The sequence below is a fragment of the Collinsella sp. TF12-2AT genome (assembly GCF_003436735.1).
GTDB lineage: Bacteria > Actinomycetota > Coriobacteriia > Coriobacteriales > Coriobacteriaceae > Collinsella.
The window spans coordinates 239,914-265,306 of sequence record NZ_QSQK01000001.1 but is presented as its reverse complement, the minus strand read 5'-3'; the positions used below and the strand labels follow the sequence as shown (position 1 = coordinate 265,306).

General features: G+C 61.0%; 18 protein-coding genes and 1 tRNA gene. 9 read left to right on the top strand and 10 right to left on the bottom strand.

Going from position 1 to position 25,393, the window contains the following annotated elements:
- Positions 1 to 101: 101 nt before the first annotated feature.
- From rplM to DXD24_RS01090, 6 genes are all read left to right on the top strand, one after another.
- Positions 102 to 545: a 50S ribosomal protein L13 gene (rplM, locus tag DXD24_RS01115; RefSeq protein WP_117645906.1), complete on the top strand. Its 444-nt coding sequence runs from the start codon at positions 102 to 104 to the stop codon at positions 543 to 545.
- Between the two features lie 2 nt (positions 546 to 547).
- A complete protein-coding gene (gene rpsI / locus DXD24_RS01110) occupies positions 548 to 943 on the top strand; it encodes a 30S ribosomal protein S9 (protein ID WP_022094634.1) in 396 nt (131 codons plus the stop codon).
- Positions 944 to 1,066: 123 nt separating this feature from the next.
- On the top strand, positions 1,067 to 2,404 hold the full coding sequence (gene glmM / locus DXD24_RS01105; protein ID WP_117563621.1) for a phosphoglucosamine mutase: 1,338 nt from the start codon (positions 1,067 to 1,069) through the stop codon (positions 2,402 to 2,404).
- A gap of 101 nt (positions 2,405 to 2,505) precedes the next feature.
- The gene (locus DXD24_RS01100; protein WP_316242586.1) at positions 2,506 to 2,973 is read left to right on the top strand and encodes a PTS glucose transporter subunit IIA; all 468 of its coding nucleotides are present in this window, start codon (positions 2,506 to 2,508) and stop codon (positions 2,971 to 2,973) included.
- Positions 2,974 to 3,245: 272 nt separating this feature from the next.
- Complete coding sequence (gene nagB / locus DXD24_RS01095) at positions 3,246 to 3,974, top strand: glucosamine-6-phosphate deaminase (RefSeq protein ID WP_055251013.1); 729 nt, start codon at positions 3,246 to 3,248, stop codon at positions 3,972 to 3,974.
- A gap of 448 nt (positions 3,975 to 4,422) precedes the next feature.
- Entirely contained in the window at positions 4,423 to 7,422 is a 3,000-nt protein-coding gene (locus DXD24_RS01090) for a BTAD domain-containing putative transcriptional regulator (RefSeq protein ID WP_117645904.1), read from the top strand.
- 69 nt (positions 7,423 to 7,491) lie between these two features.
- Here the strand turns inward: DXD24_RS01090 and DXD24_RS01085 are convergent, their stop codons facing one another.
- From DXD24_RS01085 to DXD24_RS01060, 6 genes are all read right to left on the bottom strand, one after another.
- Complete coding sequence (locus DXD24_RS01085; RefSeq protein WP_117563618.1) at positions 7,492 to 7,791, bottom strand: YhbY family RNA-binding protein; 300 nt, start codon at positions 7,789 to 7,791, stop codon at positions 7,492 to 7,494.
- Positions 7,792 to 7,949: 158 nt separating this feature from the next.
- Complete coding sequence (locus DXD24_RS01080; protein ID WP_117563744.1) at positions 7,950 to 8,675, bottom strand: methyltransferase domain-containing protein; 726 nt, start codon at positions 8,673 to 8,675, stop codon at positions 7,950 to 7,952.
- Positions 8,676 to 9,153: 478 nt separating this feature from the next.
- Complete coding sequence (locus DXD24_RS01075; RefSeq protein WP_117563617.1) at positions 9,154 to 10,518, bottom strand: PFL family protein; 1,365 nt, start codon at positions 10,516 to 10,518, stop codon at positions 9,154 to 9,156.
- A 108-nt stretch (positions 10,519 to 10,626) separates the two neighbouring features.
- Positions 10,627 to 13,185, bottom strand: coding sequence for a homocysteine S-methyltransferase family protein (locus tag DXD24_RS01070; RefSeq protein ID WP_199407958.1), 2,559 nt, complete (start codon positions 13,183 to 13,185; stop codon positions 10,627 to 10,629).
- Between the two features lie 9 nt (positions 13,186 to 13,194).
- Positions 13,195 to 13,983, bottom strand: a complete 789-nt coding sequence (locus DXD24_RS01065; protein ID WP_089573171.1) for a hypothetical protein — start codon at positions 13,981 to 13,983, stop codon at positions 13,195 to 13,197.
- Complete coding sequence (locus DXD24_RS01060) at positions 13,983 to 14,855, bottom strand: methylenetetrahydrofolate reductase (protein WP_089573170.1); 873 nt, start codon at positions 14,853 to 14,855, stop codon at positions 13,983 to 13,985. Before DXD24_RS01060 ends, DXD24_RS01065 begins: the two co-directional genes overlap by 1 nt.
- A 428-nt stretch (positions 14,856 to 15,283) precedes the next feature.
- Between DXD24_RS01060 and DXD24_RS01055 the strand changes: the two genes are divergently transcribed.
- The gene (locus DXD24_RS01055; protein WP_117645902.1) at positions 15,284 to 17,371 is read left to right on the top strand and encodes a glutamine synthetase III; all 2,088 of its coding nucleotides are present in this window, start codon (positions 15,284 to 15,286) and stop codon (positions 17,369 to 17,371) included.
- A gap of 447 nt (positions 17,372 to 17,818) precedes the next feature.
- Here the strand turns inward: DXD24_RS01055 and DXD24_RS01050 are convergent.
- The 4 genes from DXD24_RS01050 to DXD24_RS01030 all read right to left on the bottom strand — a co-directional run bounded on the left by DXD24_RS01050 (position 17,819) and on the right by DXD24_RS01030 (position 22,339).
- Positions 17,819 to 17,895: transfer RNA gene (locus tag DXD24_RS01050), tRNA-Glu, on the bottom strand.
- Positions 17,896 to 17,996: 101 nt separating this feature from the next.
- On the bottom strand, positions 17,997 to 20,174 hold the full coding sequence (locus DXD24_RS10210) for a MurT ligase domain-containing protein (RefSeq protein WP_233502282.1): 2,178 nt from the start codon (positions 20,172 to 20,174) through the stop codon (positions 17,997 to 17,999).
- A 45-nt stretch (positions 20,175 to 20,219) separates the two neighbouring features.
- The gene (locus DXD24_RS01035) at positions 20,220 to 21,263 is read right to left on the bottom strand and encodes a hypothetical protein (protein WP_117645900.1); all 1,044 of its coding nucleotides are present in this window, start codon (positions 21,261 to 21,263) and stop codon (positions 20,220 to 20,222) included.
- Positions 21,263 to 22,339, bottom strand: a complete 1,077-nt coding sequence (locus DXD24_RS01030) for a hypothetical protein (RefSeq protein ID WP_117645898.1) — start codon at positions 22,337 to 22,339, stop codon at positions 21,263 to 21,265. Before DXD24_RS01030 ends, DXD24_RS01035 begins: the two co-directional genes overlap by 1 nt.
- Before the next feature lie 500 nt (positions 22,340 to 22,839).
- Between DXD24_RS01030 and DXD24_RS01025 the strand changes: the two genes are divergently transcribed.
- Positions 22,840 to 24,063 carry an iron-containing alcohol dehydrogenase gene (locus DXD24_RS01025; RefSeq protein ID WP_089572776.1) on the top strand — a complete coding sequence of 408 codons (1,224 nt, stop codon included), beginning with the start codon at positions 22,840 to 22,842 and terminating at the stop codon, positions 24,061 to 24,063.
- Between the two features lie 83 nt (positions 24,064 to 24,146).
- Positions 24,147 to 25,247 (top strand): glycerol dehydrogenase, encoded by a 1,101-nt coding sequence (locus DXD24_RS01020; protein ID WP_117635909.1) that lies wholly within the window; start codon positions 24,147 to 24,149, stop codon positions 25,245 to 25,247.
- Positions 25,248 to 25,393: the final 146 nt, after the last annotated feature.

Below are 25,393 nucleotides of genomic sequence, written 5' to 3'. Positions count from 1 at the left end.
ATACCTGTTGACTCGTACGGCGAGCGGGGTAATATGGACGGGTTACTTGCAGAGCCCCGTGAATCTCTGTAACAACACGTACTGTACATGGAGGAGTCTAAGTGATTTCGAAATCGACTCACTACGCCAAGCAGGGCGAGGTCCAGCGCAACTGGGTTCTCGTCGACGCCGATGGTGCTGTCCTGGGCCGTCTTGCCACCCAGATCGCAATGATCCTGCGCGGTAAGAACAAGCCCCAGTTCACGCCCAACAGCGACTGCGGCGACTTCGTTGTCGTCATCAACGCCGATAAGGTCCAGCTTACCGGTAACAAGGCCGACACGAAGACCTATTATCGCCACAGCGGCTACAACGGCGGCCTCAAGGCTGAGAGCTTCCGCCAGGCTATGGAGAAGCACCCGGAGAAGGTCATCGAGCGCGCCGTTCGCGGTATGCTGCCCAAGACCACCCTCGGCCGTGCCCAGATGACCAAGCTTAAGGTCTACGCTGGTGCCGAGCATCCGCATGCTGCCCAGAACACCACGAAGATTGAGCTGGAGGCTTAAAGATGGCTGAGAACACCGTTGTCTACCAGGGTACCGGCCGTCGTAAGAACGCCGTCGCCCGCGTCCGTCTCGTCCCCGGCACCGGCAAGGTGACCATCAACAAGCGTGACGCCGAGCAGTATTTCGGCCGTCATCAGCTCGTTGAGAACGCCCTTGCTCCCTTCAAGGTGACCGACACCGCCGGTCAGTTCGACGTTATCGCTCTGTGCGATGGCGGCGGCATCTCCGGTCAGTCCGGCGCTCTGCGTCTGGGCATCGCTCGCGCTCTTCTGAACGCTGGCGACTACCGTGCTGACCTCAAGAAGGCCGGTTTCCTTACGCGCGATGCTCGCGTGGTCGAGCGCAAGAAGTACGGCCTCAAGAAGGCCCGCCGCGCTCCCCAGTTCTCCAAGCGCTAAGGTTTTATCTCCTTTCGAGATACAATGTACAAGCGGGGCCTGCCGATTCCTCGGCGGGTCCCGCTTTTCTTTTTCGACTAGGGCGGGCGGTTGTATATCGCCTGCTAGGGAAGGAGCGATCCTATGCCCCAGAACATCTTCGGTACCGACGGCGTCCGTGGCGTCGCCAATGCCGACCTCTCGTGCGACCTCGCGTTTCGCCTGGGCCGCGCGGCGACCAAGTTCCTTGGCCCGGACATCTGCATCGGCCGCGACACGCGCCTTTCGGGTACCATGCTCGAGAGTGCTCTGACCGCTGGCATTATGGCAGAGGGCGGCCGTCCGCATTGCTGCGGCGTTATCCCTACGCCGGCCGTGGCGCTGCTCACCGTCCAAAACGAGCTCGACGGCGGCATCGTCATCTCCGCTTCGCATAATCCGCCGGAGTTCAACGGCATCAAGTTCTTTAGCCGCAAGGGCATGAAGCTTCCCGATGCTGTCGAGGAAGAGATCAGCGCCTGGGTCATGTCCGAGGAGGCCATGGCTGCCGACACGCTGCCGACCGGCGCCTGTGTGGGTCACATCATCAAGATGAAAGACGCCCGCAAGGCCTATGTCGATCATGCCATCAGCACGCTCGACGGCCTTAAGCTCGATGGCCTGGTTGTTGCCGTCGACTGCGGTCACGGTGCTTCCTGCCAGACCACGCCCGCTGCGCTGCAGCGCCTGGGCGCCACGGTCCATGCCATCAACACCGATTACTGCGGCACCGACATTAACGTTGAGTGCGGCTCCACTCACCTTGAGCCCCTGCGCGAGCTCGTGCTGCGCACCCACGCCGATATCGGCCTGGCCCACGACGGCGACGCCGACCGCGTGCTGTTCGTCGACGGCGAGGGCAATGAGATCGACGGTGACTACATCCTGGCTATCTGCGGTTCTGACCTCGCCGCCCGCGGCAAGCTCGCCAACTCCGAGATCGTCTCGACCGTCATGTGCAACCTTGGCTTCTCCATCGCTATGAAGGAGCAGGGCTTCGAGATGGTTCAGACCGCCGTGGGTGACCGCTACGTTTTGGAGCGCATGCTCGCGGATGGCGCCGTCATCGGCGGCGAACAGTCCGGCCACATCATCTTCCTGGAGCACAACACCACCGGTGACGGCCTGGTGACGGCTCTGCAGCTGCTGGCCGTGCTCAAGCGCACCGGTCGTACCCTCACCGATCTTGCCGGCATCATGAAGAAGTACCCGCAGGTACTCGTCAACGTGCATTCCGACAACAAGGCCGGCCTGGACGATTGCCAGCCCATTTGGGACGCCGTCGCTGCCGCCGAGAAGGAGCTTGACGGCCGCGGCCGCATTCTGGTGCGCCCGAGCGGTACCGAGCCGCTGGTCCGTGTTATGGCCGAGGCGGAGACGCACGAGCTCACTCAGCGTGTTGTCGACGACATCGTCGAGGTTGTCAAGCGCGAACTTCCCTAATGGTCAAAAACGGGTGCCAAGTGGTAAACTGTTAAAGCTATTTTGATTGATTGGTATGTCCGAGGGGGAGCATGTTCACTAAAGTCCTAAGGTCTTTTGGTATGCGTGGACGAGTTCTTACGCTGGATGCTCCCATCTCGGGCGACGTCATTCCGTTGTCCGAGGTCAATGACCAGACATTTGCCACCGGCCTTTTGGGCCAGGGCGTGGCGATTCAGCCTACCGGCACGCGTGTGATTGCGCCGGCAGACGCCAAGGTCGAGGCCATTTTTCCCACGGGTCACGCCGTTGCGCTCAACACGGTCGATGGCCTAGACGTGCTCATCCACGTTGGCTTGGACACTGTTCAGCTTGAGGGCAAGCATTTTAGCGTGCATGCACAGGTGGGCGATGTCGTCCATAAGGGTGACGTGCTCATCGAGTTCGATCGCGAGGCAATTGCTGCCGAGGGCTACGATGTGACGGTTCCCATCTTGGTGTGCAACTCCGTTGAGTTCTCGAGTATCAAGGGCTCCGTTGGTGCGCATGTCGAAGAGATGGACCAGCTCATCGTTGCTCGCGAGCGCTAGTAAGTGCACGTGGCCATTAGCCTACAATTCAAACACGTTTATGGAGGGCGCCCTTGAAAGAGGGCGCCCTCCGTGGCAAGATGGGATTTGTCCGAAGCTAAACGGCTTTGGGTCACCGTGGACGGGCAGGGGCCTCGACGCGGCTAGACACGAGACACATACATTACGCGACCTCGCCCTGGTGGCCGCACACGTTGGTTGCGGCCGACGCGGGCCGCGGGCAAGTGCTTGTAAGGGGAGCCTTGCCTCTCTTGTACGAGAAAGGACGCGTAATGAAGATCATTAAAGCTAAAGACTACGAGGATATGAGCCGCAAGGCCGCCAATATCATCTCGGCGCAGGTTATCCTCAAGCCCGATTGCGTGCTGGGTCTTGCCACCGGCTCCACCCCGATCGGTGCCTACAAGCAGCTCGCTGCTTGGTACGAGAAGGGCGACGTCGACTTTGCCGAGGTCAGCACTTACAACCTGGACGAGTATCGCGGCCTTTCGCACGACGATCCCCAGAGCTATCACTACTTCATGCGTGAGAACTTCTTCGATCACATCAACATCGACCTGAACAACACGCATGTGCCCGACGGTTCCAACCCCGACGCCGCCGCTGCCTGCTCTGAGTACGACAAGATCGTCGCCGCCGCCGGTTACCCGGATCTGCAGCTGCTCGGCATTGGCAACAACGGCCACATTGGTTTCAACGAGCCCGATGACCACTTCTCCAAGGGCACGCACTGCGTCGACCTCACCGAGAGCACCATTCAGGCCAACAGCCGCCTGTTCGACAGCATCGACGATGTTCCCCGTCAGGCCTACACCATGGGTACCCAGACCATCATGTATGCCCGCATGATCCTAGTCGTCGCCAACGGCGAGGCCAAGGCTCAGGCCGTGCATGACATGTGCTATGGTCCGGTTACGCCCGCGTGCCCGGCTTCGATCCTGCAGCTGCACACCAACTGCGTTGTCGTTGCCGACGAGGCCGCCCTTTCGCTCTGCGAGTAGCGCGAATCCTGCATCTCGACATAGCCTTGCCTAAGGCCTCCGCTTTGCGGGGGCCTTTTTGTTATCCCTCTCCGCCCGCTTGACCAAAATCTTGCCGCAAGCTTGACGAATGCCGGATGCCCAACAGCTTGATTCATTCCATACCAGATTCTATGCAAAAATGCCACTAAAAGGTCGTAGACGGTAGCGGGTGCTAGGCGAGTTGAATGACATAGCTGAACCTTGTTCATTTGCGTTACACTGCCGCTTAGATGGGACAAGCTGACAAGCTCATTTACCTGCTTAAAGACCGATTAGTCGGGGGATTAATAACAATCGGCCCTCGCTGTACAAAAACTTGCCGCTTGCGTACCAAAAGACAACCTAGAACACAAGGTCGCTCTATTCATAGCGCGGCTTGTATGGTCTTGCGGTTACAGTGTCCATACGGTCGAGTTGAGGAGCGGGCATGGTAAACGATTTGGGCAGTATGGACGACCTCGAGCTGATGCCGCTGGGCGGTGGCTATATGGTGCGACGCGAACGCTTGATGAATGAGCTTCTCGCCAAGGGCCGAAAGGCCGGCATCGTGGTTCTTTATGCGCCCGACGGGTTTGGGAAGACCTCGGTGCTGCTGCAGTACACCCATGAGGTTAAATGCGACCCGACGCGAGGCCCCGTGCGGATTATCGAGGCCGATCGCGCCACTGGGCGCGAGGTGTTTATGCAGCTCGAGGTGGTTACCGAAGAACTCAAAGACAAACCGCACTCCCTTATCGCGATTGATAATGTGCCAAACCTCGATCAGCACGATACCGAAGACCTCATCGACAGGATTCGCGGCCTGCGCGCTATGGGGGTGGGGGTCTTTATCTCCTGCCGTCCTTCAAATCGTCAACTGATTCATGGGCTGGGCGATTCGGTTAAGATCAATGCGCAGATGCTCAAGGTGCATGCCTATGAGTATTCGGCGTGGGCATCGGCGTTTTCGATCAGCACATCGCTCGACTTTTATCAGCTCACGCAGGGCGTGCCCGAGCTCGTTTCGGCATTGCAGACGGGTCTGTATGGCCAAGGCGACGTAGCCGGTCTGCTCGAAAACGAGATTGTCAACGTATATGGCGCGGCACTTGTCGACCTGGCTTCGCTCGACAATAATGCACTGTTTTGCGTGGCATGTCTCATGATTTTGATGGGCGAGGGCAATATCGCAGAACTCGAGGCTTGCGGGGTGAGGCTATCGATGGTCGACCAGTCCTACTTCGTACGCGACTACCCGATCTTTGGCTTGGACCCCGCCGAGCGGAGTTTTACGTGTCTGGGCACGGAGGATAACGGACGCTTGCGCTTGCGTAAGTTGGTGGCCGAGGTTCGCCCCGAACTTGTTCCGAGGGCGGCCCGGATTTTGCTTAAGGCGGGCCGATCCGATGCGGCGATGGGCCTGGCGGACGCCTTTTTGGACCGTGATGCGGTCCTTGAACTTGCTGGGCAGTATGGGGTCGATCTGGCTCTGACGGGGCACGGGGCCGATATCTGCCGAGCAGCGCTGGGCACGATCGATGCCGAGGATCCGGCTCCAGAGCCAACGCCTGCCGAGGCGCTTGGCGTATATCTGGCAGCGGTCAGCGTGTCCAATACAAAGCTCGCTCGCTATATGGCATCGGTCATCGAGCGCGGGGGCGAACGGGCGGCCTGCGAAATAGACCCTGTTTCATGGAGGGTGGCCCAGACACTGACGGCTGTTTGCTATGGGGACAACGGGCTTGGGCTTCCTACGAACCTGGCCGTGCCAGAAATAGAGACGTCCCACACCGCACTCGACATGCTGTCCGCGCATATCGAGGTCAAGCGATGCCTGACCGAACGGGGAGATGACGGCGGCGTTCTACAGCAGCTCAAAACGAGCAAGGCCTACGACTGTGAGCTCGACATCGCGGGGATTGTTATACGGGCCGATAGCATGCTGGTGGAGCTCTTTGACGGGTCGTTTGCGGGAACCGACGAGCGCGACGACGAGATGACGGTGGTGCGGGAGGCGCTCGACGTACGTGGGCTTAAGGCGATGGCTATCTGGGTGCGCATGGTGCTGGCGGCACGGCGGCTCCTTTCCGGCCTGCCGGTAACCGACGACGCGGCGTTCAACGAGCTCGATCGTTTTGCCGTGCGCATGCGCGATAACCAGATTCAGCTGTTTGGCCTGTTGCTAGAAGGCTGGCAGTCGCTGGCAGAGGGACGGCCGGTTAATGCAAAGTTCCGTGCGGTCCAAGTGCTCAAACTTGCCGAAGAGTCGATTGCGTACATGCGCGATAACGCATTGCTGCTGGAGCGCGCGGCGTATCTGCGTAACACCTCGATGGTTTCGGTACGTGAGGAAGCGGAGTTGCTCGATATAAGCCAGACGCAGGTTGGTGGAGCGGAGGCCTGGATGGTGGCGCTGCATTTGGCCTGTGCGGGGCGAGATAGCGATCTTGCGGCCTGGATGTCCATGAATCGTGCGGGGATTCTAGAGCCATCGTATCGGCTCTTTGCGCGCCTTGCCATGCATTGTCTGGGCGAGCCGGCGACCAGGATTCGCAAGAAGCTTCCCGTGCGCGAGCTGTCGCGGTACTCGCTGCGCGACGATTTGGAAGGGGAGGGCGAGCGCCTGTTCCAGGCCGGCGAGGTTGAAGCCGTTGATACCATCGACCATATCGAGATTCGCATGTTTGGCGCGTTTCGCGCCGAGCGCGACGGGTTTCCCATCACGGACAAAATGTGGCGCCGCAAGAAGGCGGCGACACTTGCCGAGCGGCTTGCACTGGGCATGGATGCGCTCGTCGATCGTGAGACGCTGGCCATGGAGCTGTGGCCCCATGCCGAGTTCAATAGCGCCCGCAACAACCTGTACTCGACGATATCGCGCTTGCGGTCGGCTTTGGGACCGACGCCGGATGGCAAGTCGTGTGTGCTCATCCAAAATGAATGCATCGGACTCAACGGCGACTACGTCAAGACCGATGTACGGCTGTTTGACCAGATAAGCCGCGAGGTTTTGGGAAATCGCACGGGCGCACGCGGGCCCCATTTAGTTGAGCTGTGCCTTAAGATTGAGCAGCTTTATGCCGGACCGCTGTATGTTCCCAATGGCTGTAACCCCACCTACTTTTTGCGTATGCGACGCATTATGCAGTCAAAGTACATCGATTGCATGATTAAGGGAGCAAATGCCGCTCTAGAAGAAAACGATCTGCAGTCGGCGATTTGGCTGGCGGAGTCGGGGCTTCGACAGGAAACGGCGCGTGAGGATATGGTGCGCTGCGCCATGCGCGTCTACAGTGCGGCGGGGCGGCGGCGCGATATCGTCGAGCTGTACAGCGGGCATATGCACCATCTGAGGGAGCAGGTCAATGGCGTGCCCGAGCCCGAGACGCGGCGTCTATACGAGCGCTTGGTGGAGGGGCGGCTCAATCGCGTGCTGGTCGAGCGATAAAAAACGGGCGCCCGAAGTACTTGGGCACCCGAAAGCTTGCTATGTGTTGGCTCGCAGAATCATTGGCTCTTAGACGAGCTTGATCTTCTCGATGTCCTTGCGCGAGGACTCGCGATACAGCGAGAACTTGCGGCCGATGACCTGGACGACCTCGGCGTGGCAACGCTCGGAGAGCTCTTCGGCGGCCTCGCGGGCGGAAAGACTGGAGCCATCGAGCACGGAGCACTTAACGAGCTCATGCTTCTCCAGGTAGGCGACCGTCTGCTCGACGGTGCCCTCGTTGACATCGGACTTACCGATGATGATGGCGGGGTTGAGGTGATGGGCCATGCTGCGAAGCTGCTTGACCTGGGCTCCTGTCAGTGCCATGGGTTCTCGCTTTCTATGTATGGGGTGCCCCGCGACGGGGCCTTAATCTACGTGAGCTGTCCCACGATAGCGCAGGAACGGCGCGGTGTGGAGCGCGTTTGCCCAGTTCGCAAAGAATGCGGATGCCGAGGTGATGGGCAGCTCGGGCTGTGAACGGGCTACGAGCGGGATTCAGAGACCGGTTCCCATGCAATAAACGCCCAGCGAACCTTACGGATATGGTCGAGCATATAGCGCCCCTGCGGCACGCCCTTGGACCCTGGCTCGCCGGCATGGGGATTTTCAATCATATGCTGAGCGACGTAGACGCGCAGACGGTCGATCTTATCCTCGTTACCGTGCTCGAGCATGCGGGAGAAGTCCGCCACGCCCGCCTCAAGGCTATCGAAGGTATCGCGACGAGGCGATTCAAAGTACGTAACCTGCGGCAGGGCACCCATCTGAATGAGGATATTAAAAGCATACACAAAGCCATTACTGCAGGTAACCGAGGCGCCGATAGCGTTCATCAAGTGCAGATCATAGCGCGGGCTGGAGTTGGCGACCATCGTGACAGCACAACGCCGACGAGCCGTTCGATCAAGCTTGGCAAGCGCATCTTTTAGATTGGTCGTCGTAACCGACCGACTGGCAAAGGCAACATCCACCGCTTTCGCGACCGGTCCAACCAAATCCCAATCATCATCCCAAGCAAGCTCAAGCGGCGTAATGCGATCCTCGAGCCCATAGTACTCAATGCCAGCATCAAGCGTGCCCAACATGGCAGGGGAAAAGTCAGCAGCAATCACAGGATGCCCAGCCTGAGCAAGCGGAATGGCAATCGACCCAGCCCCACACCCCATATCAAGCACCGATTCACCAGGCTTTAACGCCAACAGCTTCATAAAGTCCCGGGCATACGGAGCAGTCTCAAGCGGCCGAAAATGCCGAGCCCGCTTATCCCACTCAAAAGAGTCATCAGCCCGCCGCCGACCAGCCTGCAGGCGCATCCATTCCTGGTTCCAATCTGTGGAAAGCAGCTCAGAGCGAGCATCCCCATCAACCACGGGCCAACCTCCTAGCAACAAAAAAGCGACTCCTCCCAAAAGAAGAGCCGCAACCAGCATATATCAGAAAGAACCGATCCAACGCCAAACCGCCGTATCAACCATGTGGTGCAGGAGCGAAGCAACTGCAACCGGGATAGAACCCAACCGAGGTCCCGTTGTGCGGGAGCCCCGGGGAGGGCAAATATATAAGGTCGATCGCGAGTTCCGCACGAGCCGGAGAGCACTTAATGTGCTCTCCGTGCGAGTCAGGACTGTCCGAGCAGGCGACCTTATATATTTGCCCTCCCCGGGGCTCCTCGCCCGAACCCCTCAGCTAGTTCTTCAGCGAGTTCAGCGGTGCCGGGAAGCGTCCACCACGGTGGGCGAGCACGGTGCCGGCGTTGGGGTTCACCGGCATGATGGGTGCACGGCCGAACAGGCCGCCGTACTCGACGCAGTCACCCACGCCCTTGCCGATGGCGGGAATCACGCGGACGGCCGTGGTCTTGTTGTTGATGACGCCGATGGCCATCTCGTCGGCGATGATGCCGGCGATGGTCTCGACCGGGGTGTCGCCGGGGATGGCGATCATGTCCAGGCCGACGGAGCACACGCAGGTCATGGCCTCGAGCTTCTCGAGCGAAAGCGCACCGGCTTCGACGGCGGCGATCATGCCGGCGTCCTCGGACACGGGGATGAAAGCGCCGGAGAGACCGCCCACGCTGGAGCTGGCCATGACGCCGCCCTTCTTGACGGCATCGTTGAGCATGGCGAGCGCGCAGGTCGTGCCGGGGCCACCGCAGGTGCCCACGCCGATGATCTCGAGGATGCGCGCGACGGAGTCGCCGATGGCGGGCGTGGGGGCCAGCGACAGGTCGACAATGCCCTTCTCGACTCCCAGGCGATGGGCGGCCTCGCGGCTCATGAGCTCGCCGGCGCGGGTGATCTTAAAGGCGGTCTGCTTAATCTTTTCGGCGACTTCCATCATCGAGGCGGAATCGGGCAGCGTCTCCAGGGCTGCGGCCATAACACCGGGGCCCGAGACGCCTACGTTGATGACGGCGTCGGCCTCGCCACCGCCGTGGACGGCGCCCGCCATAAACGGGGAGTCCTCGACCATGTTGGCAAAGCAGACAAACTTGGAAGCGCCGACGGAATCCTGGTCGGCCGTGAGTCTAGCGGCATCGATGATGGTCTGGGCCGCCATAAGCACGGCGTCCATGTTGATGCCAGCGCGCAGGCTAGCAACATTGACGCTGGAGCAGACGCGGCTGGTGGTAGCGAGCGCCTGGGGGATGGACTGGATAACGCGGCGATCGGCGTCGCCGATGCCCTTCTGGACGAGTGCGGAGAAGCCGCCCAGGTAGTCGATGCCGAGCGTCTCGGCCGCGCGGTCGAGGGCGTGCGCGATAGGGGTGAGGTCCTCATCCTTGCAGCAAGCGGCGATCTGCGCCACCGGGGTAACGGAGACGCGCTTGTTGACGATGGGGATACCGTACTCGCGCTCGAGGTTCTCGGCGGTCTCGACCAGATGCTCAGCCGTGTGCGTCACGTGGTCGTAGATCTTCGTGCACATGCGGTCGAGGTTCTCGTCACCGCAACCCATGAGCGAAACACCCATGGTGATGGTCCTGATGTCGAGGTTCTGCTCCTCAACCATGCCGCGGGTTTCCGCGATTTCTGCGGGCGTGATCGCCATCCTTGCGCTCCTATCTGCCAAAACGAGCATAGTCTTTTCTATTCTAACGTGCCGCACGTGCCAAGTGGCGCATGCGGCACGTTTTGGTGCTCGGTTGTTTCCGTTGTGTTACTGCCCAAAGACCTCTTCGGCGATGCGCGCGCTTTCGGCGGCATCCTTGGCGTAGTAGTCCGCGCCGATCTGCTTGGCGTATTCGGGGGTGAGCACGGCGCCGCCTACGATGATCTTGACGCCCGGCACCTCGGCATGGAGCAACTTGATGGTCTCCTCCATGGCGACGACGGTGGTGGTCATAAGCGCCGAGAGGCCGACGAGCTTGATGTCACGCTCCCGCACGGTCTTGAGCACCTCTTGCGGGTCGACGTCGCGGCCTAGGTCAAAGACGGTATAGCCGTAGTTATCGAGCAGCATCTTGACGATGTTCTTACCGATGTCGTGGATGTCGCCCTTGACGGTGGCCACGCAGATCTTGCCCTTGTCGGCAATCTCGCCGGCGGGCATCAGGCGCTTGATGGTGTCGAAGCCCACGCGCGCGGCCTCGGCCGAGGCCATGAGCTGCGGCAAGAAGAACTTACCCTGGTCAAAGAGGACGCCAACCTCGTCGAGGGCGGGGATAAAGTGATTGTTGATGAGGTCCATGGCGTCGTGGTCTGCCAGCAGGCGCTCGGTCTCGGCAGCGATCTCGCCTTTGCGGCCCGAGACGACCATGCGACGAATCGGGTCGTCGTTGCCGTCGGTGCCGGCGGTGCCAGCAGCGGGCACGGTGTCGGTCGATGCGGCCTGAGCTGCTGCCGGGTTTGCGGCAATCTTGTACGGATCGGTCCAGCCGGCGTAGCGCTCGATGTATCCGGTCGAGCCCTCGTCCTCAACGCTCAGGACGCGATAGCTGTAGACGGTATCCATAAAGCGCTTGGAGCCCGGGTTCATGATGGGGGCGTCCAGGCCCGCGCCAAAAGCGGCAGCCAAAAAGACTGAGCCCAGCAGCGGGCGGGCAGGCAGGCCAAAGCTGATGTTCGATACGCCGAGCGCGCATTTGACGCCCAGACGCTCCTTGCACAGGGACATGGCGCGTAGGATCTGCTCGGCCTGGCGTTGATTGGTCGAGGCGGTCATGACCAGGCAGTCGATGAGGATACGGTCCGGGCCGATGCCGTAGCGGGCGGCCTCGGCCACGATGCGTTCGGCGATGGCAAAGCGGGCCTCGGCGGTATCGGGGATGCCGCCTTCGTCGAGCGTAAGGCCGACAACGTTGGTGCCGTAGTGGGCGACCAGCGGAAAGATCTCATCCATGATCTTTTGCTTGCCATTGACCGAGTTGATGATGGGCTTGCCAGCGTAGCGGCGCACGGCGGCCTCGACGGCTGCGGGGTCGGTGGAGTCAATCTGCAACGGCAACAGCGTGGAGCCCTGGAGCTGTTCGGTCGCCTGTTGGATGATCTTGACCTCGTCGATCTCGGGCAGGCCCACGTTGACGTCCAGGATGTCGGCGCCCTGTTCCTGCTGGCTGATGCCCTGGCTCACGACGTAGTCCAGGTCGCCGTCGCGCAGGGCCTGCTGCAGGCGCTTTTTGCCGGTGGGGTTGATGCGCTCGCCGATGACGGCAATCTTATGGCCGTCGCAGGGAAGGTCCACGACCGTCTGGGCGCTCGTGACCGACATACTGGGCTTGCGATGGCGTGGGCTGGGCGTGTGGTTGTCAATAAGCGTGCGTAGGGCCGCCATGTGCGCCGGCGTGGTGCCGCAGCAGCCGCCCACGACGCTTACGCCGTCCTCAATCATACCGGCGACGGCCACGGCGTACTCGGGCGCCTGGATATCAAAGACGGTGTTGCCGTCGTCGTCCACGTGGGGCAGTCCTGCGTTGGCCTGCACCATAACGGGCTTGTCCGTAACGGTGAGCATGCGAGCGGCGAGTCCTCGGAGCTCGGCCGGTCCCTGGCTGCAGTTGATGCCCAAAACGTCGGCGCCGATGGCATCGAGCGTGATGGCGGCAACCTCGGGACTCGTGCCCAGGAAGGTGCGACCGTCTTCCTCAAAGGTCATGGTGGCAAAGACGGGCAGGTCGGAGTTCTCGCGGCAGGCGAGGACGGCCGCCTTGATCTCGGCCAGGTCGGTCATAGTCTCGATAATAAAGAGGTCCACGCCCGCGGCGACGCCGGCGCGCACTTCCTCGGCAAAGAGGTCATAGGCCTCGTCGAAGCTGAGGGTACCCAAGGGGCGAAGCAGCGCGCCGATGGGGCCGATATCGCCGGCGACGTAGTGGGCGCCGGCCGCGCGGGCGCAGGCGACAGCGGCGGCAAAGACATCTGCCACGGTGGCGGTACCGTCGAGCTTGTGGGCGTTGGCGCCAAAGGTGTTGGCGGTGATCACGTCGCAGCCGGCCTCGACGTACTGTCGCTGAATGTCGGTAATGACCTGGGGCTCCTCAAAGTTGAGCAGCTCGGGCAGGGCGCCTGCCTTCATACCAGCGGCCTGCAACATGGTGCCCATGCCGCCGTCGAACAGCAAGTGCCCCGTGCCCTCGATGGCCGCACGCAGGCGATCGTCCTTAATGCGCAGATCGTCGATCGTGCGCGTCTTGTACGCGGCGCCGTTGCAGCGCGCGGCATTGACAGGTGCCGCCAGCGCAGCACCGTCCAGATCATGAGTGATAAGCGGAGTAAACATCGAGGGCTCCTAATGGCTGGAATAGCAGGTGGTGTGGGCGGCACGGAAGCGGCAGTGCTCGCGCATGCGGCAGATATTGCAGGTGGGGCGGCTCTGGGCGTCGTGGACTTCGCCGTCAAACAGACCAATCACCGCGGTCACGCTCTTGGTGGGCATGAGCAGGCTGGTGGGCGTGACGGTAAGCCCGATGAGCCGCGTGGCGTTGAGCGCATTCACGATCGAGCGCTGGGCCGAGAGCGGGCAGTCGCCATAGCCGGGACTAAAGCGCCAGTTGCCGGCGAGCCCATGAACGGCGGCGTCCGTCTTGACCTGCTGGTCCATTTGCTCAACGGCGGCTTCTACATAGGCAGAGCATGCGGCGTCGAGCACGGCTCCCTCTAGGGGCTGCTGAGCTCCCGTGGTGCGCAGACGACGCTCGGCGTCCATGCCGAGGGTGCATGCCATGAGCGCGGCCATGCGGGCGTCCTTGAGATGTCGATAGATGTCGCGACCGCGCAGCTCAACGTTGGTGCCAACCAGACGGATGCAAGGCTCTCCCTGCTCGTCCACGCCCGTGGCATCGACGGTAAACACGCGCCGCACGCCGCGGGGCTCAATGTCCAGCTCAAGGCGCTCGACCACAAGCTCAATACGTCGTGACAGCTCGGGCTCAATCTGCTGGCCGCCGTAGCCCAGATACCGCAGCATCTCGGCACGGTCGACACGGGGATGGTGCGCAGCATCGACACGGTAAAGCGCCGGCGACGCAAGGTCGGCCGGCACTTCGACAGCGGTTGTATCGATGTGCGGTTTTTCCATTACCCCAGGCGCTCCATAATGGTCGCGGCGATCGCAGGACGATTCATAGTGTACAGGTGCAGACCGGCGGCACCGTGCTCCTTAAGGTCGCAAAGCTGACGGGCGGCATAATCTACACCGGCTGCCTGCAGGCTCTCGGGGTCGTTCTCGTACTTGGCGAGAATCTTGATGACGGGGGAGGGCAGCGACGCGCCGCACATAAAGACCATGCGGCTGATCTGGGACTTGCCCATAAACGGCATGATGCCCGCGGTGATGGGCACCGTGATGCCCGCCTTGTCGGCAAGCTCGCGGAAGCGGTAGAAGCACTCGTTGTCAAAGAAGAGCTGCGTCACAAAGAAGCTCGCGCCGGCGTCCTGTTTTTGCTTGAGGTATTCGACCGAAGCGTTGAGGTCCTCACAGGCAATGTGGCCCTCGGGGTAGGCCGCGGCGCCCACGCAAAAGCCGGCGTCGACGAGCTCGGGGATGAGGTCGCGGGCGTAGGCGTAGTCCGAGGCGGGCTTGTCGTCCTCGGTCGCGCCAGCAGGAAGATCACCGCGCAGGGCCAGCACATTTTCTACGCCGGCGGAGCGGTATTCGTCGATCTTGGCGGCGATGTCGGCATGCGTGCGGCCAACGCAGGTAAGGTGCGCCACCGAGGGCGTGTCGAATTCGCTCGAAATCATATGCGCGATGGGGGCGGTGGTGGCACCGTTGCCCGAGCCGCCGGCCGAGCAGGTGACCGAGACAAAGCTCGGCGAAAGCTTGCACAGATTGCCTGCCACTTCGCGAGCCGTGTCGAGGGTCAGCTCGCCCTTGGGCGGGAACATCTCAAACGAAACGGGTGCGGTGCCCTGGGATGCTGCCTGCTTAAAAACCTCGTCGACGCGCATATCGTGCTCCTTTAGATACTTAAATAGTGTGATGTGTTGTAAGGATTCTACAGCACCACTATGCCACGGTGGAGTTTCACTCACTATTTGGGGGATACCAATCAAAGATGCCTTGCTATCGACATTCCCTATAGCAGAGCGGCCAATCTAGGATGGGGCTATAAAGACTGGTATCTGATGCGAAATACCAGTTAATAGAGCCCCATCCCAAATTGACTACCCTTAAACCATGGGGAGAGGTCTGCAATTTATACAGTTGATTGGCCGTTGAGGGCGGCAACGCCGCCGCGATGCGGTAACCTCATTGATTGGTTTCGTGACAGCAACATAACGGTAATGTCGCGGAAACACGACGAGCCTAATCTATGACTCGTTCGTTAGTAATCAACACCGCTTCTCACGCGGTGCCGATACGAAGGGAGTTCCGTATGGCCGAACTTACTGACCGCTTCGGGACCATGGTGTTCTCTGAGGAAGTCATGAAGGACTACCTCCCCAAGGACATTTGGAAGCGCCTTGCTGCAACCCTCGAGGACGGTGAGCCGCTCGACCTGGATGTGGCCAACGCCGTTGCCCACGCCATGAAGGTCTGGGCCATCTCCAAGGGCGCGACGCACTACGCGCACTGGTTCCAGCCGCTTTCGGGCATTACTTCCGAGAAGCACGACAGCTTCCTCGAGCCCAACCACGACGGCACCGCCATTACCAAGTTTACGGGCAAGAACCTCATCCAGGGCGAGCCCGATGCCTCGAGCTTCCCCAACGGCGGCCTGCGTGCCACCTTCGAGGCCCGTGGCTACACCGCTTGGGATCCCACTAGCCCCGCCTTTATCAAGGACGATGTCCTGTGCATCCCCACGGCTTTCTGCTCCTACACGGGCGAGGCCCTGGACAAGAAGACCCCGCTGCTGCGCTCCATGACCGCGCTCTCGCGTGAGTCCAAGCGCGTTTTGGCGCTGTTTGGCAAGACCCCCAAGAAGGTCGTTCCTTCCGTGGGCGATGAGCAGGAGTACTTCCTGATCAAGAAGGACGCTTACCGCAAGCGCAGGGACCTAGTCATCACCGGTCGCACCCTCTTTGGCGCTGCTCCCTGCAAGGGTCAGGAGCTCGAGGAGCACTACTTTGGCGCTATCCGCCCCACCGTCTCGGCCTATATGAAGGACCTGGACGACGAGCTGTGGGCGCTTGGCATTCCTGCCAAGACCAAGCACAACGAGGTCGCTCCCTGCCAGCATGAGCTCGCCCCTGTCTACGGCGAGGTCAACGAGGCCATCGACCAGAATCTGGTCATGATGGAGAAGATGAAGCTCATCGCCTCCCGCCACGACTTGGTCTGCCTGCTGCACGAGAAGCCCTTCGAGGGCATCAACGGTTCGGGCAAGCACAACAACTGGTCGCTTGGCACCGAGTCCGAGAACCTGCTCGACCCGGGCGACACCCCGCTCGACAACCTGCAGTTCATCGTCTTCCTCACCGCGGTGATCGAGGCCGTCGATAACTATCAGGAGCTCCTGCGTGCCTCCGTTGCCTCGGCCGGCAACGATCATCGTCTGGGCGCCAACGAGGCTCCTCCGGCGATTATGTCCATCTTCCTGGGCGACCAGCTTACCGAGGTTGTCGAGAAGATCATCGACGGCAAGGCTTCCGTCCACGCCACGCGCGGCGTGCTCGACCTGGGCGCTGATACCCTGCCCAAGCTGATGCAGGACAACACCGACCGCAACCGCACCTCCCCGTTCGCCTTCACCGGCAACAAGTTCGAGTTCCGTGCCTGCGGCTCCGAGCAGAACGTCTCCGACTCCAACCTGGTGCTCGATGCTGCCGTGGCCAAGTCGCTCAAGTCTTTCGCCGACGCACTCGAGGGTACGCCCGAGGATAAGTTCCAGGACGCCGCGCTCGAGTACTGCAAGAAGGTGCTGACCGATCACCAGCGCATCCTGTTCTCCGGTGACGGTTACTCCGACGAGTGGCCCATCGAGGCCGAGAAGCGCGGCCTTGCCAACAACAAGACCACGGCCGACGCTCTTCCCGCCTTTGTTTCCGATAAGGCCATTGCGCTCTTTGAGGAGACGGGTGTCCTGACCAAGGCCGAGGCCCAGTGCCGCTACGACTGCAAGCTCGAGAAGTACAACAAGCTCATGAACATCGAGGCCACCACGATGGTTCGCGAGGCGCGTCGTACCTATCGTCCGGTCATTACCGCCTATGCCACCAAGGTTGCTAAGGGCCTTGAGACTATTCGTGCCGCCGGTGCTGAGGCCGCCATGCAGTGCGAGCAGAACACGCTCAACAAGCTCTGCAACGGTATCACCGCCATCAACGATTCCATCAAGGCGCTCGACGCCGTGCATCAGAAGGCCGAGGCTCTTGATGGCCAGGAGCAGGCCAACGTGTATGCACACGAGGTCGTTCCCGCTATGGATACGCTGCGTGCCGCCGTGGACGCAATGGAGGAGATCGTGGCCGCCGACTACTGGCCGGTTCCGACCTACGATGACATCCTGTTCTACGTGTAGGACGTAGCTGACATATCGTCACGGTATTGAGCCGGGGTCCGCATCGCGCGGGCCCCGGTTTTTGTTTGCGAAGGACGCTTTGGATCCCGCTTTGCAACTGATTCGCCCACGCAATAAGGGGTCGTGGGCAAAAAACGTCAAATATGAGTACTGTCACAAGCCCTGTAGCATTATCTTTTTGCAAAATATGCAGTGTTACGCAACATATGTCCAAGTACTTAGCTGATAAATGCCTGCAATTCCTCCGCCGTAGGACGCCTTGTGTCCAAATCGCCTTCTGATGGCATGAAATCGCTGTTACTAAATTGGTAACAGTACTCATATTTGCTATTTTTTGTCCACGGGCCCTTGGATGACAGTGTGATTTTATGCCTTCGGGGTTCGAATCCCGGCGTATGGGTAGCAAAAAGCCCGCTACCGAATTGGTAACGGGCTTCTCAGATTCTGTGGTGCCCCCAGCGGGATTCGAACCCGCGATATCCACCTTGAAAGGGTGGCGTCCTTGGCCGCTAGACGATGGGGACAGCGGGAAAGAGTATAGCAGACTTTTTTGCCGGCGCGTATATCGTTGGCAAACTGGAAAACCACCACAAAGGTACCTGTCCCCTTTGTGGTGGTTGGGGCGTTAGGGGAGGAGCTTCATGGCGGCGTCGTGGGCGGCGTGCTCGTAGGTGTCGTCGAGGGGTTTGAGCGGCAGCAGGGCGGCGGCCTGTGTGTCGCCACGGCGCTCGAGGGCGTGCGCGATGAGCCAGTCGGCGAGTTCGGGGTTCTTGGGCAGCGCCGGGCCATGCAGGTACGTGCCGATGACACCCTTGTAGATGAGACCCTCAAAGCCATCGTCGCCGTTGTTGCCGGTGCCCGTGACGACGGACGTTCCGAGCGGCGTGGCATCGGCGTCCAAAAGCGTGCGGCCACCGTGGTTCTCGAATCCCACAAAGGGCTCGGGTGCCAGGTCGGTCTTGACGGCGACGTTGCCGATCAGGCGGTCGGAGCCGCGTACGGTCTCGGCGGCAATGACGCCCAGGCCCTCGATGCGATTTTCGCCCATATAGTACGAACGGCCGAGCAGCTGATAGCCGCCACAGATAGCAAGCAGTGTGCCGCCGTCCTCAACATAGGCCGCGACCTTGTCTTTTTGAGCGAGCAGTTCGTGTGCCACGGCCAGCTGGTCGCGATCGGAGCCGCCGCCCATCATAACGATGTCGGCGTCGGTCAGGTCGAGCGTCTCGCCCATGTGGACTTCGTCCACACGCACGGGAATGCCGCGCCAGGCGCAGCGGCGTTCGAGCGCGATAACGTTGCCGCCGTCGGCGTAGAGGTTGAGCGCATCGGGATACAGGTAGACGATGCGCAGGGGGCGCGAAAGCTCGACCGGCGCAATATCGGTGGGGACAGCGCTACCATCGGCGCGCGTTACGGCGTGGGAGACAATCGAGCTTGTATCGTCGTCTTTAAGCCCGTCGAGCTCCTTGACTAACGGCGGGAAGGCCGTGTAGTTGGCGACGGCGTAGAAGGTGTCATCGGCGGCCTCGTCTGCCACGGCGCCGATCGCCTGCGCGACGTCCGAGATAATCGCGGCATCGATGCCGGCGTACTTGAGGCGTACCTGCATGTCGTGCGCACGCGTGCCTCCGGCAAAGGCGACAAGACCCGGCGTGTCGGCGATGCGCTCGAAGTCGACATCGTAGATCCACGAGACATCGTGGCCGTCGGCATCGTTATCGTTTAGGAAGAAGGCGCAGAGCCTGCCACCTGCCGTTTTAATGGACTGGATCTGGCGATCGAAGCCCACGGGATTCTTGGCCAGGTTTGCCTCGACGGTGCGACCGGCAATATCCCAGCGGCCCATGCGTCCGCCGGCAGGCACGTAGGCATCGAGCGTGGGCTGCAGGTGCGCCGCGTCCACGCCCAGCTCGTGCGCCGCAAAGAAGGCGGCGGCGACGTTATAGACCATGTACAGGCCGTTGTAGCGCGTGGCGATGTGCGTTGCGGGTGCGTCGGTATTGGGTCCAAAGACCAAGTCAAATTCGTAGCCGTCGTAGGTAAGCTCAACGTCCGTCACGCGACGGACAAGCGCAGGGCGGGCCCAGCCGCACGAGGGGCAATGGTAGGCGCCGAGCTGGCCGTATTGCACGTAGTCATACTCCAGCGGCGCGTTGCACTGCGAGCAAAAACGCGAGTCGCTAATGCGGTCGGACTCGGTGCCCGTGGCGCCGTCGATGCCAAAGGCGATGCTCGTGTTGGGGACGCGCGCGGCGATCGAGGCGCACAGCGGATCGTCGGCGTTGTAGATGAGCGTTGTCGTCGGAGAGAGCTCCAACGCATGGGCGATGACGTCTTGGGTATGGTCGATCTCGCCGTAGCGGTCTAGCTGGTCGCGGAACAGGTTGAGCAGCACAAAGTACGTCGGTTTGAGCTTGGGCAGAACGCGTACGGTGTAGAGCTCGTCGCACTCAAAAACGCCCACGCGCTTGCCGCTGCTGGTGTGCTTAAGGCTGCCGCGGGCCTCGAGCAGAGCACCCACCACACCAGGCTCCATATTGTTGCCGGCACGGTTGCACACCACGGTAGCGCCGCTGGCAGCAACGGCGTCAGCGATGAGGTTGGAGGTGGTGGTCTTGCCATTAGTACCGGTAATCACCACGCTGCGGTCGACCAGGCTCGCGAGGTCGCTTAGCAGCTCGGGGTCGATCTTCATGGCGATGCGGCCGGGAAGCACGCCACCCTGGCGTTTGAGGACAGAGCGCAGTCCCCAGCGGGCGATATCGCTCGAGGTGCAGGCGAGAGATGAGCGGAGGTTCATGAAGCCGTTCCTAACATAGATGACATGGTCGGGGCGATCGCGTCGCTAAAAGCCGTAGCGGCGCGCAAATTCCTGGGCGAGCTGCGATACATCTTCGCAGGCGTTGGCCCAGGGGGCAAAGTCGGGGGTGTCCGAGATAATGCCGTCGGCCTCCCAAACTGCCTGGTGCGAAAGGTCCCAGGGGTCGCGCGGCTCGGGTCGGCAGGGAAGATACGGCGTCTGGTACATGGGATTCAGCAAGAAGAACGCGCCGCCCTCGCAGCGGTTAGCGAACTCACGCAGCGCACGCACCGCCGGGCGCATCTTGTTTGTTTTGAACAGCAAGATCGTGCGGGCGAGCAGGTACCAAGGAGAGTTTTCGAGTGCGTCTGCCCCCATCTGCTCCTCGAGCTGGTGGGCCAGGGCAAAAAAGCCGTCCTGGTCTTCTAGGCGGGCGAGGGCGAGCAGCACGGTGCCGGCGGCCCGGGTAGGATAGCCTTCCGCCTTAAGAACGCGGCGAGCATAGTTGGCGGCGGCGCGGTAACGAGCGCTCGCCATGCACAGCTGCGAGATGGCCTCGAGTGTGTGAAGCCACCCGATAAGGGCCGGCTCGCTCACGGTAAGGTCCGCTGCGGTGACACCGTCGGCCAAAACATTATTGGCCCAGTAGTGCGGGGCCTCCATATCAAACCCGGGCACGCCCTGTTGCAAGTAGTCGGCCGTGCTCGTCTCGAGCTTCATCAGGTCGCCCAGGCAGGCGTCGACGGGCGTGTCCGCCAAAATGATGGCGAGCAGCTGGGCATCGACGGCCAGCGCATCGATGCGGACGATCTTGAGCAGCTCATCACGCATATCGTCGAACAGGCGGTTGCGCGTCTGCTCAAACTCCTCGTCGCTGCCCATGTCCTCGATGCGATGGAGCTCGTCGAGCAGGTGGCGATGAACGCCGGCATAGGACAGCAGTGCCTGGGCATGCTCGGCCTGCGCATACTTTTGAGGATTCGCGCTAATGTCGTTATGGACAAGCTCGCGTGCTGCATCGGTGAGCTCGGGGTGCGACGCCAGATAGGTGCGCTCCAGGTAGGCGGGGATGTAGACGCTCGGATCCATTAGAGGTCCCCTCCCTTAAATGGAAGCCCCTGCTCGGCCGCGCGCAGGATGCGCTCGTCGATCTGGGAACGCACGATGTCGTTGGTGGCGATCCAGGCGGCAAAGCTGGCGTTGTCGGGGGCGCCCAGGCCCTCCTGCAGTACCGGCGTCGCCTCGGACAGCGCAAGGACAAGCTCGTCGGTGGAGCCTGCACCCACGTTGACGCGGGCATAGACGCCATCGGGAAACTCGGTTTGGAAGTAGAGCGCCTCGGCTGCGTGCGGACACGAGCGCGCAAGGATGCGCAGGTAGTGCTCGGCGCCCTCGTAGTCCAGCTCGCGCCAAGCAGCGCTCATCAGCGCGATGAGCGTCCATGGGTCCAAGTCACGCTCCGCATCTTTGGGGCGGCGGCGCAGCGGGGTATTCGCGAGGTACGGCACGGAGTGAGCGGAGCGAAAGCGCTTGAGCTCCTCGGCGGGGTATTCGAGTTTTGCCATGGCGAGCATCGCGGTGTGGCGGACACCAGCGGGGTCGTTGGGCGCAAAGTCCAAGCTGCGATTTGCGGCTTCGAGCGACATGCGATAGCGGCCGCTAATGAGGGCGCGCGATGCCAAGGCGGCAAGCCAGCGCAGATAGGGGCGGCGCGTGAGGTCGCCAGCGGCCTCGCGCTCGTAGGGGTCCTGAGCCGAGGCGATCTTGAGCGCCAGGTCATGCTCGACTTCATCGCACTTGGACACCAGGTACTGTACGTATTCCTCGTTGGATTCGGCGGTGAGCGCCGTCAGCATGCGCTGGGCATCCCAGTTGGCCGGATCGAGCGCGGCTGCCTCGCGGAGCATGTTCTCGGCTGCGGCTTCTTCTTGCTCTGCCTGGGCGTCGTCGGGGATAAAGGGGATGCGGTAGTCGACAGCCTCGACCACCTTGGCAATGAGGTGCCCGGCGCGGTCGCGGTCGTGCACGATGAGCGGTGCAGGGTTGCGGGTGAATTGTTCCATCAGACGCTCTACGGCGGCACCGTCGGTGAGCGGGATATTGTCGCGGCGCAAGGCCTCAAGAACGAGGCGATGGCAATCCTCTTGAATGGGATCGAATGCCATGGGGCCTCCTTTGCTGCGGTTAGGGTTCAAATGTCTCTATATAAGGTTCTAGTTTACCCGCATGTGGCACACCGGGGGTGCCGCACTTGGACTTGCACCTTTGCACCACGAAGACGGATGTCGCACAAATGTCGGCACCTTGGACGACCGAGTGGTATCACGGTGCCTCAAACGGTCGATTTTTGGCGGCGAACGGGGCACATTTTGGAGGAGCACCGTCCTGCCCGGGATATGTGGTCAACCTTGATAAAACGTTTGCCCAGCTTGGGAGTATGAATGCCCCACAAGGGTCTTCAGGGATAGAAAAAACGTTTCATCATTGTCGGCTTTAGGTGAATAACTGACCAACCAGAACGGTAGAATAGTGTTTGTCTGAGCGTTGAGACGTTTAGACATCGCGCATTGTCATCGCCGGCAACGCGCAAAACGGTCCTAACGGAGCCAATCGGGTGCTCCGTTATATACGCAAGTCTAAGAGGGGCTTGTTTAGGAGGCACAGTATGGGACGTTTTACCAATCCTCGCGATCTGTACTTTGGTGAGGGCGCTCGCCACGAGGTGAAGAACCTCAAGGGCAAGAAGGCCATCATCGTTTCTGGCGGCAGCTCTATGCGCCGCGGCGGGTTCCTGCAGGACGTCGAGAACGACCTTAAGGAAGGCGGTTTCGAGGTCAAGCTGTTCGAGGGCGTCGAGTCCGACCCGTCCATCGAGACGGTCATGAAGGGCGCCGAGGCCATGCGCGAGTTCGAGCCCGACTGGATTATCGCCATCGGCGGCGGCTCGCCCATCGATGCCGCTAAGGCCATGTGGGTCTTCTACGAGTATCCCGAGGAGTCCTTCGATAACATCATCCAGCCGTTCAGCTTCCCCGAGCTGCGTCAGAAGGCTCATTTCTGCGCCATCTCCTCTACCTCCGGCACCGCTACCGAGGTCACCGCGTTCTCCGTCATTACCGACTACGCCAAGGGCATCAAGTACCCGCTGGCCGACTTCAACATCACCCCTGATGTCGCCATCGTCGACCCCGAGCTCACCTACACCATGCCCGCCAAGCTGTGCGCCCACACCGGCATGGATGCTCTGACCCACTGCATGGAGGCCTACGTTTCCACCTGCGCCTCTATGTTCACCGACGCCAACGCCCTGCACGGCATCCGCGAGATCGTCGAGTGGCTGCCCAAGTCCTATGCTGGCGACCATGAGGCCCGTCAGCACATGCACGAGGCTCAGTGCATCGCCGGTATCGCCTTCTCCTCGGGCCTGCTCGGCATCGTTCACTCCATGGCTCACAAGACCGGTGCTGCCTTCGAGAACGGCCACATCATCCACGGTGCCGCTAACGCCATGTACCTGGGCAAGGTAATCCAGTGGAACTCCAAGGACCCGCGTGCTGCTGAGCGTTACGCTTACGTGGCCAAGGAGATCCTGCACCTTCCCGGCGAGACCAACGAGGAGCTCATCGCTGCGCTCGTCCAGAAGATTCGCGATCTCAACGACCAGCTCAACATTCCGCAGTCCATCAAGGATTACGCGAATGGTGGCGTGAAGGTCGACGCCGAGAACCCGCAGATGGTTTCCGAGGAGGAGTTCCTCGCCAAGCTGCCCGAGATCGCTGCGAACGCCGAGACCGACGCCTGCACGCCCGAGAACCCGCGTGAGACCAAGGCTGCCGACTTCGAGAAGATCCTCAAGGCCTGCTACTACGACACCGACATCGATTTCTAATCGACTCTTGTTATCGTAACGAGGGGCTCCGCACGTATCTGTACGGAGCCCCTTTCTTTTTTCTTTTAGAGAATGGGATAGTTATGGCTGCAATTTTCAATAGCCCCAGCAAGTACATCCAGGGTCCGGACGAGCTCGCCAAGCTCGGCTCCTATGTCGAGCCGCTCGGCGCTAAGGCCCTCGTCATCGTGACGCCTTCGGGCAAGAAGCGCGTCGGTGCCAAGATCGAGGGTGGTTTTGCCGAGGCTAAGGCCGAGTTGCTGTTTGAGGACTTTAACGGCGAGTGCTCCAAGAGCGAGGTCGATCGCCTGGTTGCGCTCGCGCGCGACAACGGCTGCGACATCATCGTCGGCGTCGGTGGCGGCAAGATCCTCGACACCGCCAAGGCCGTCGCCTACTACCTGGAGTCCCCGGTCATCATTTGCCCCACCATCGCTTCGACCGATGCCCCGTGCTCGGCGCTCTCCGTGCTCTATACCGATGACGGCCAGTTCGATAAGTACCTGTTCCTTAAGGCGAACCCCAATATCGTTCTTATGGATACGACGGTTATCGCGGCGAGCCCGGTACGCCTGACGGTGGCAGGTATGGGCGATGCGCTCGCAACCTACTTTGAGGCCCAGGCGACGCACGATGCCGACGGTGGCACCTGCGCTGGTGGCAAAGGCGGCATGGCCGGTCTGGCGCTTGCCAAGCTCTGCTACGAGACGCTTATGGCCGATGGCGTCAAGGCCAAGGTCGCGCTGGAGAAGGGTGCGCTCACGCCTGCCGTCGAGCATATCATCGAGGCCAATACGCTGCTTTCGGGCATTGGCTTTGAGAGCTCGGGCCTTGCTGCTGCTCATGCCATCCACAATGGCCTGACGATGCTGCCCGAGTGCCACGGCATGTATCACGGCGAGAAGGTCGCCTTTGGCACCATCGTTCAGCTGGTACTCGAGGATGCTCCGACTGAGAAACTCGAGGAAGTCTTGGGCTTCTGCATTGAGCTGGGCCTGCCGGTCACGATGAAGGAACTTGGCGTTGCCGAGCTTACGCGCGAGCAGGCCATGATTGTTGCCGAGGCCGCCTGCGCGCCCGATGACACCATGTGCAACATGCCGTTTGAGGTGACGCCCGAGATGGTCGCAAACGCCATCCTGGGTGCCGACGCGCTGGGTCACTACTACCTTATGGATGAGTAAATCAAGCTAAGGAAGGGGCAAAGCCAGCAGACGGCTTTGCCCCTTTTTGCTATGGTGCAAACCAACCTGACCCCATCGCACCAAGTTGGTGCAAAGGGGTCAGGTTACTTTGCACCAATCGTTGTTTGATGAAGGGCGGATTCTCG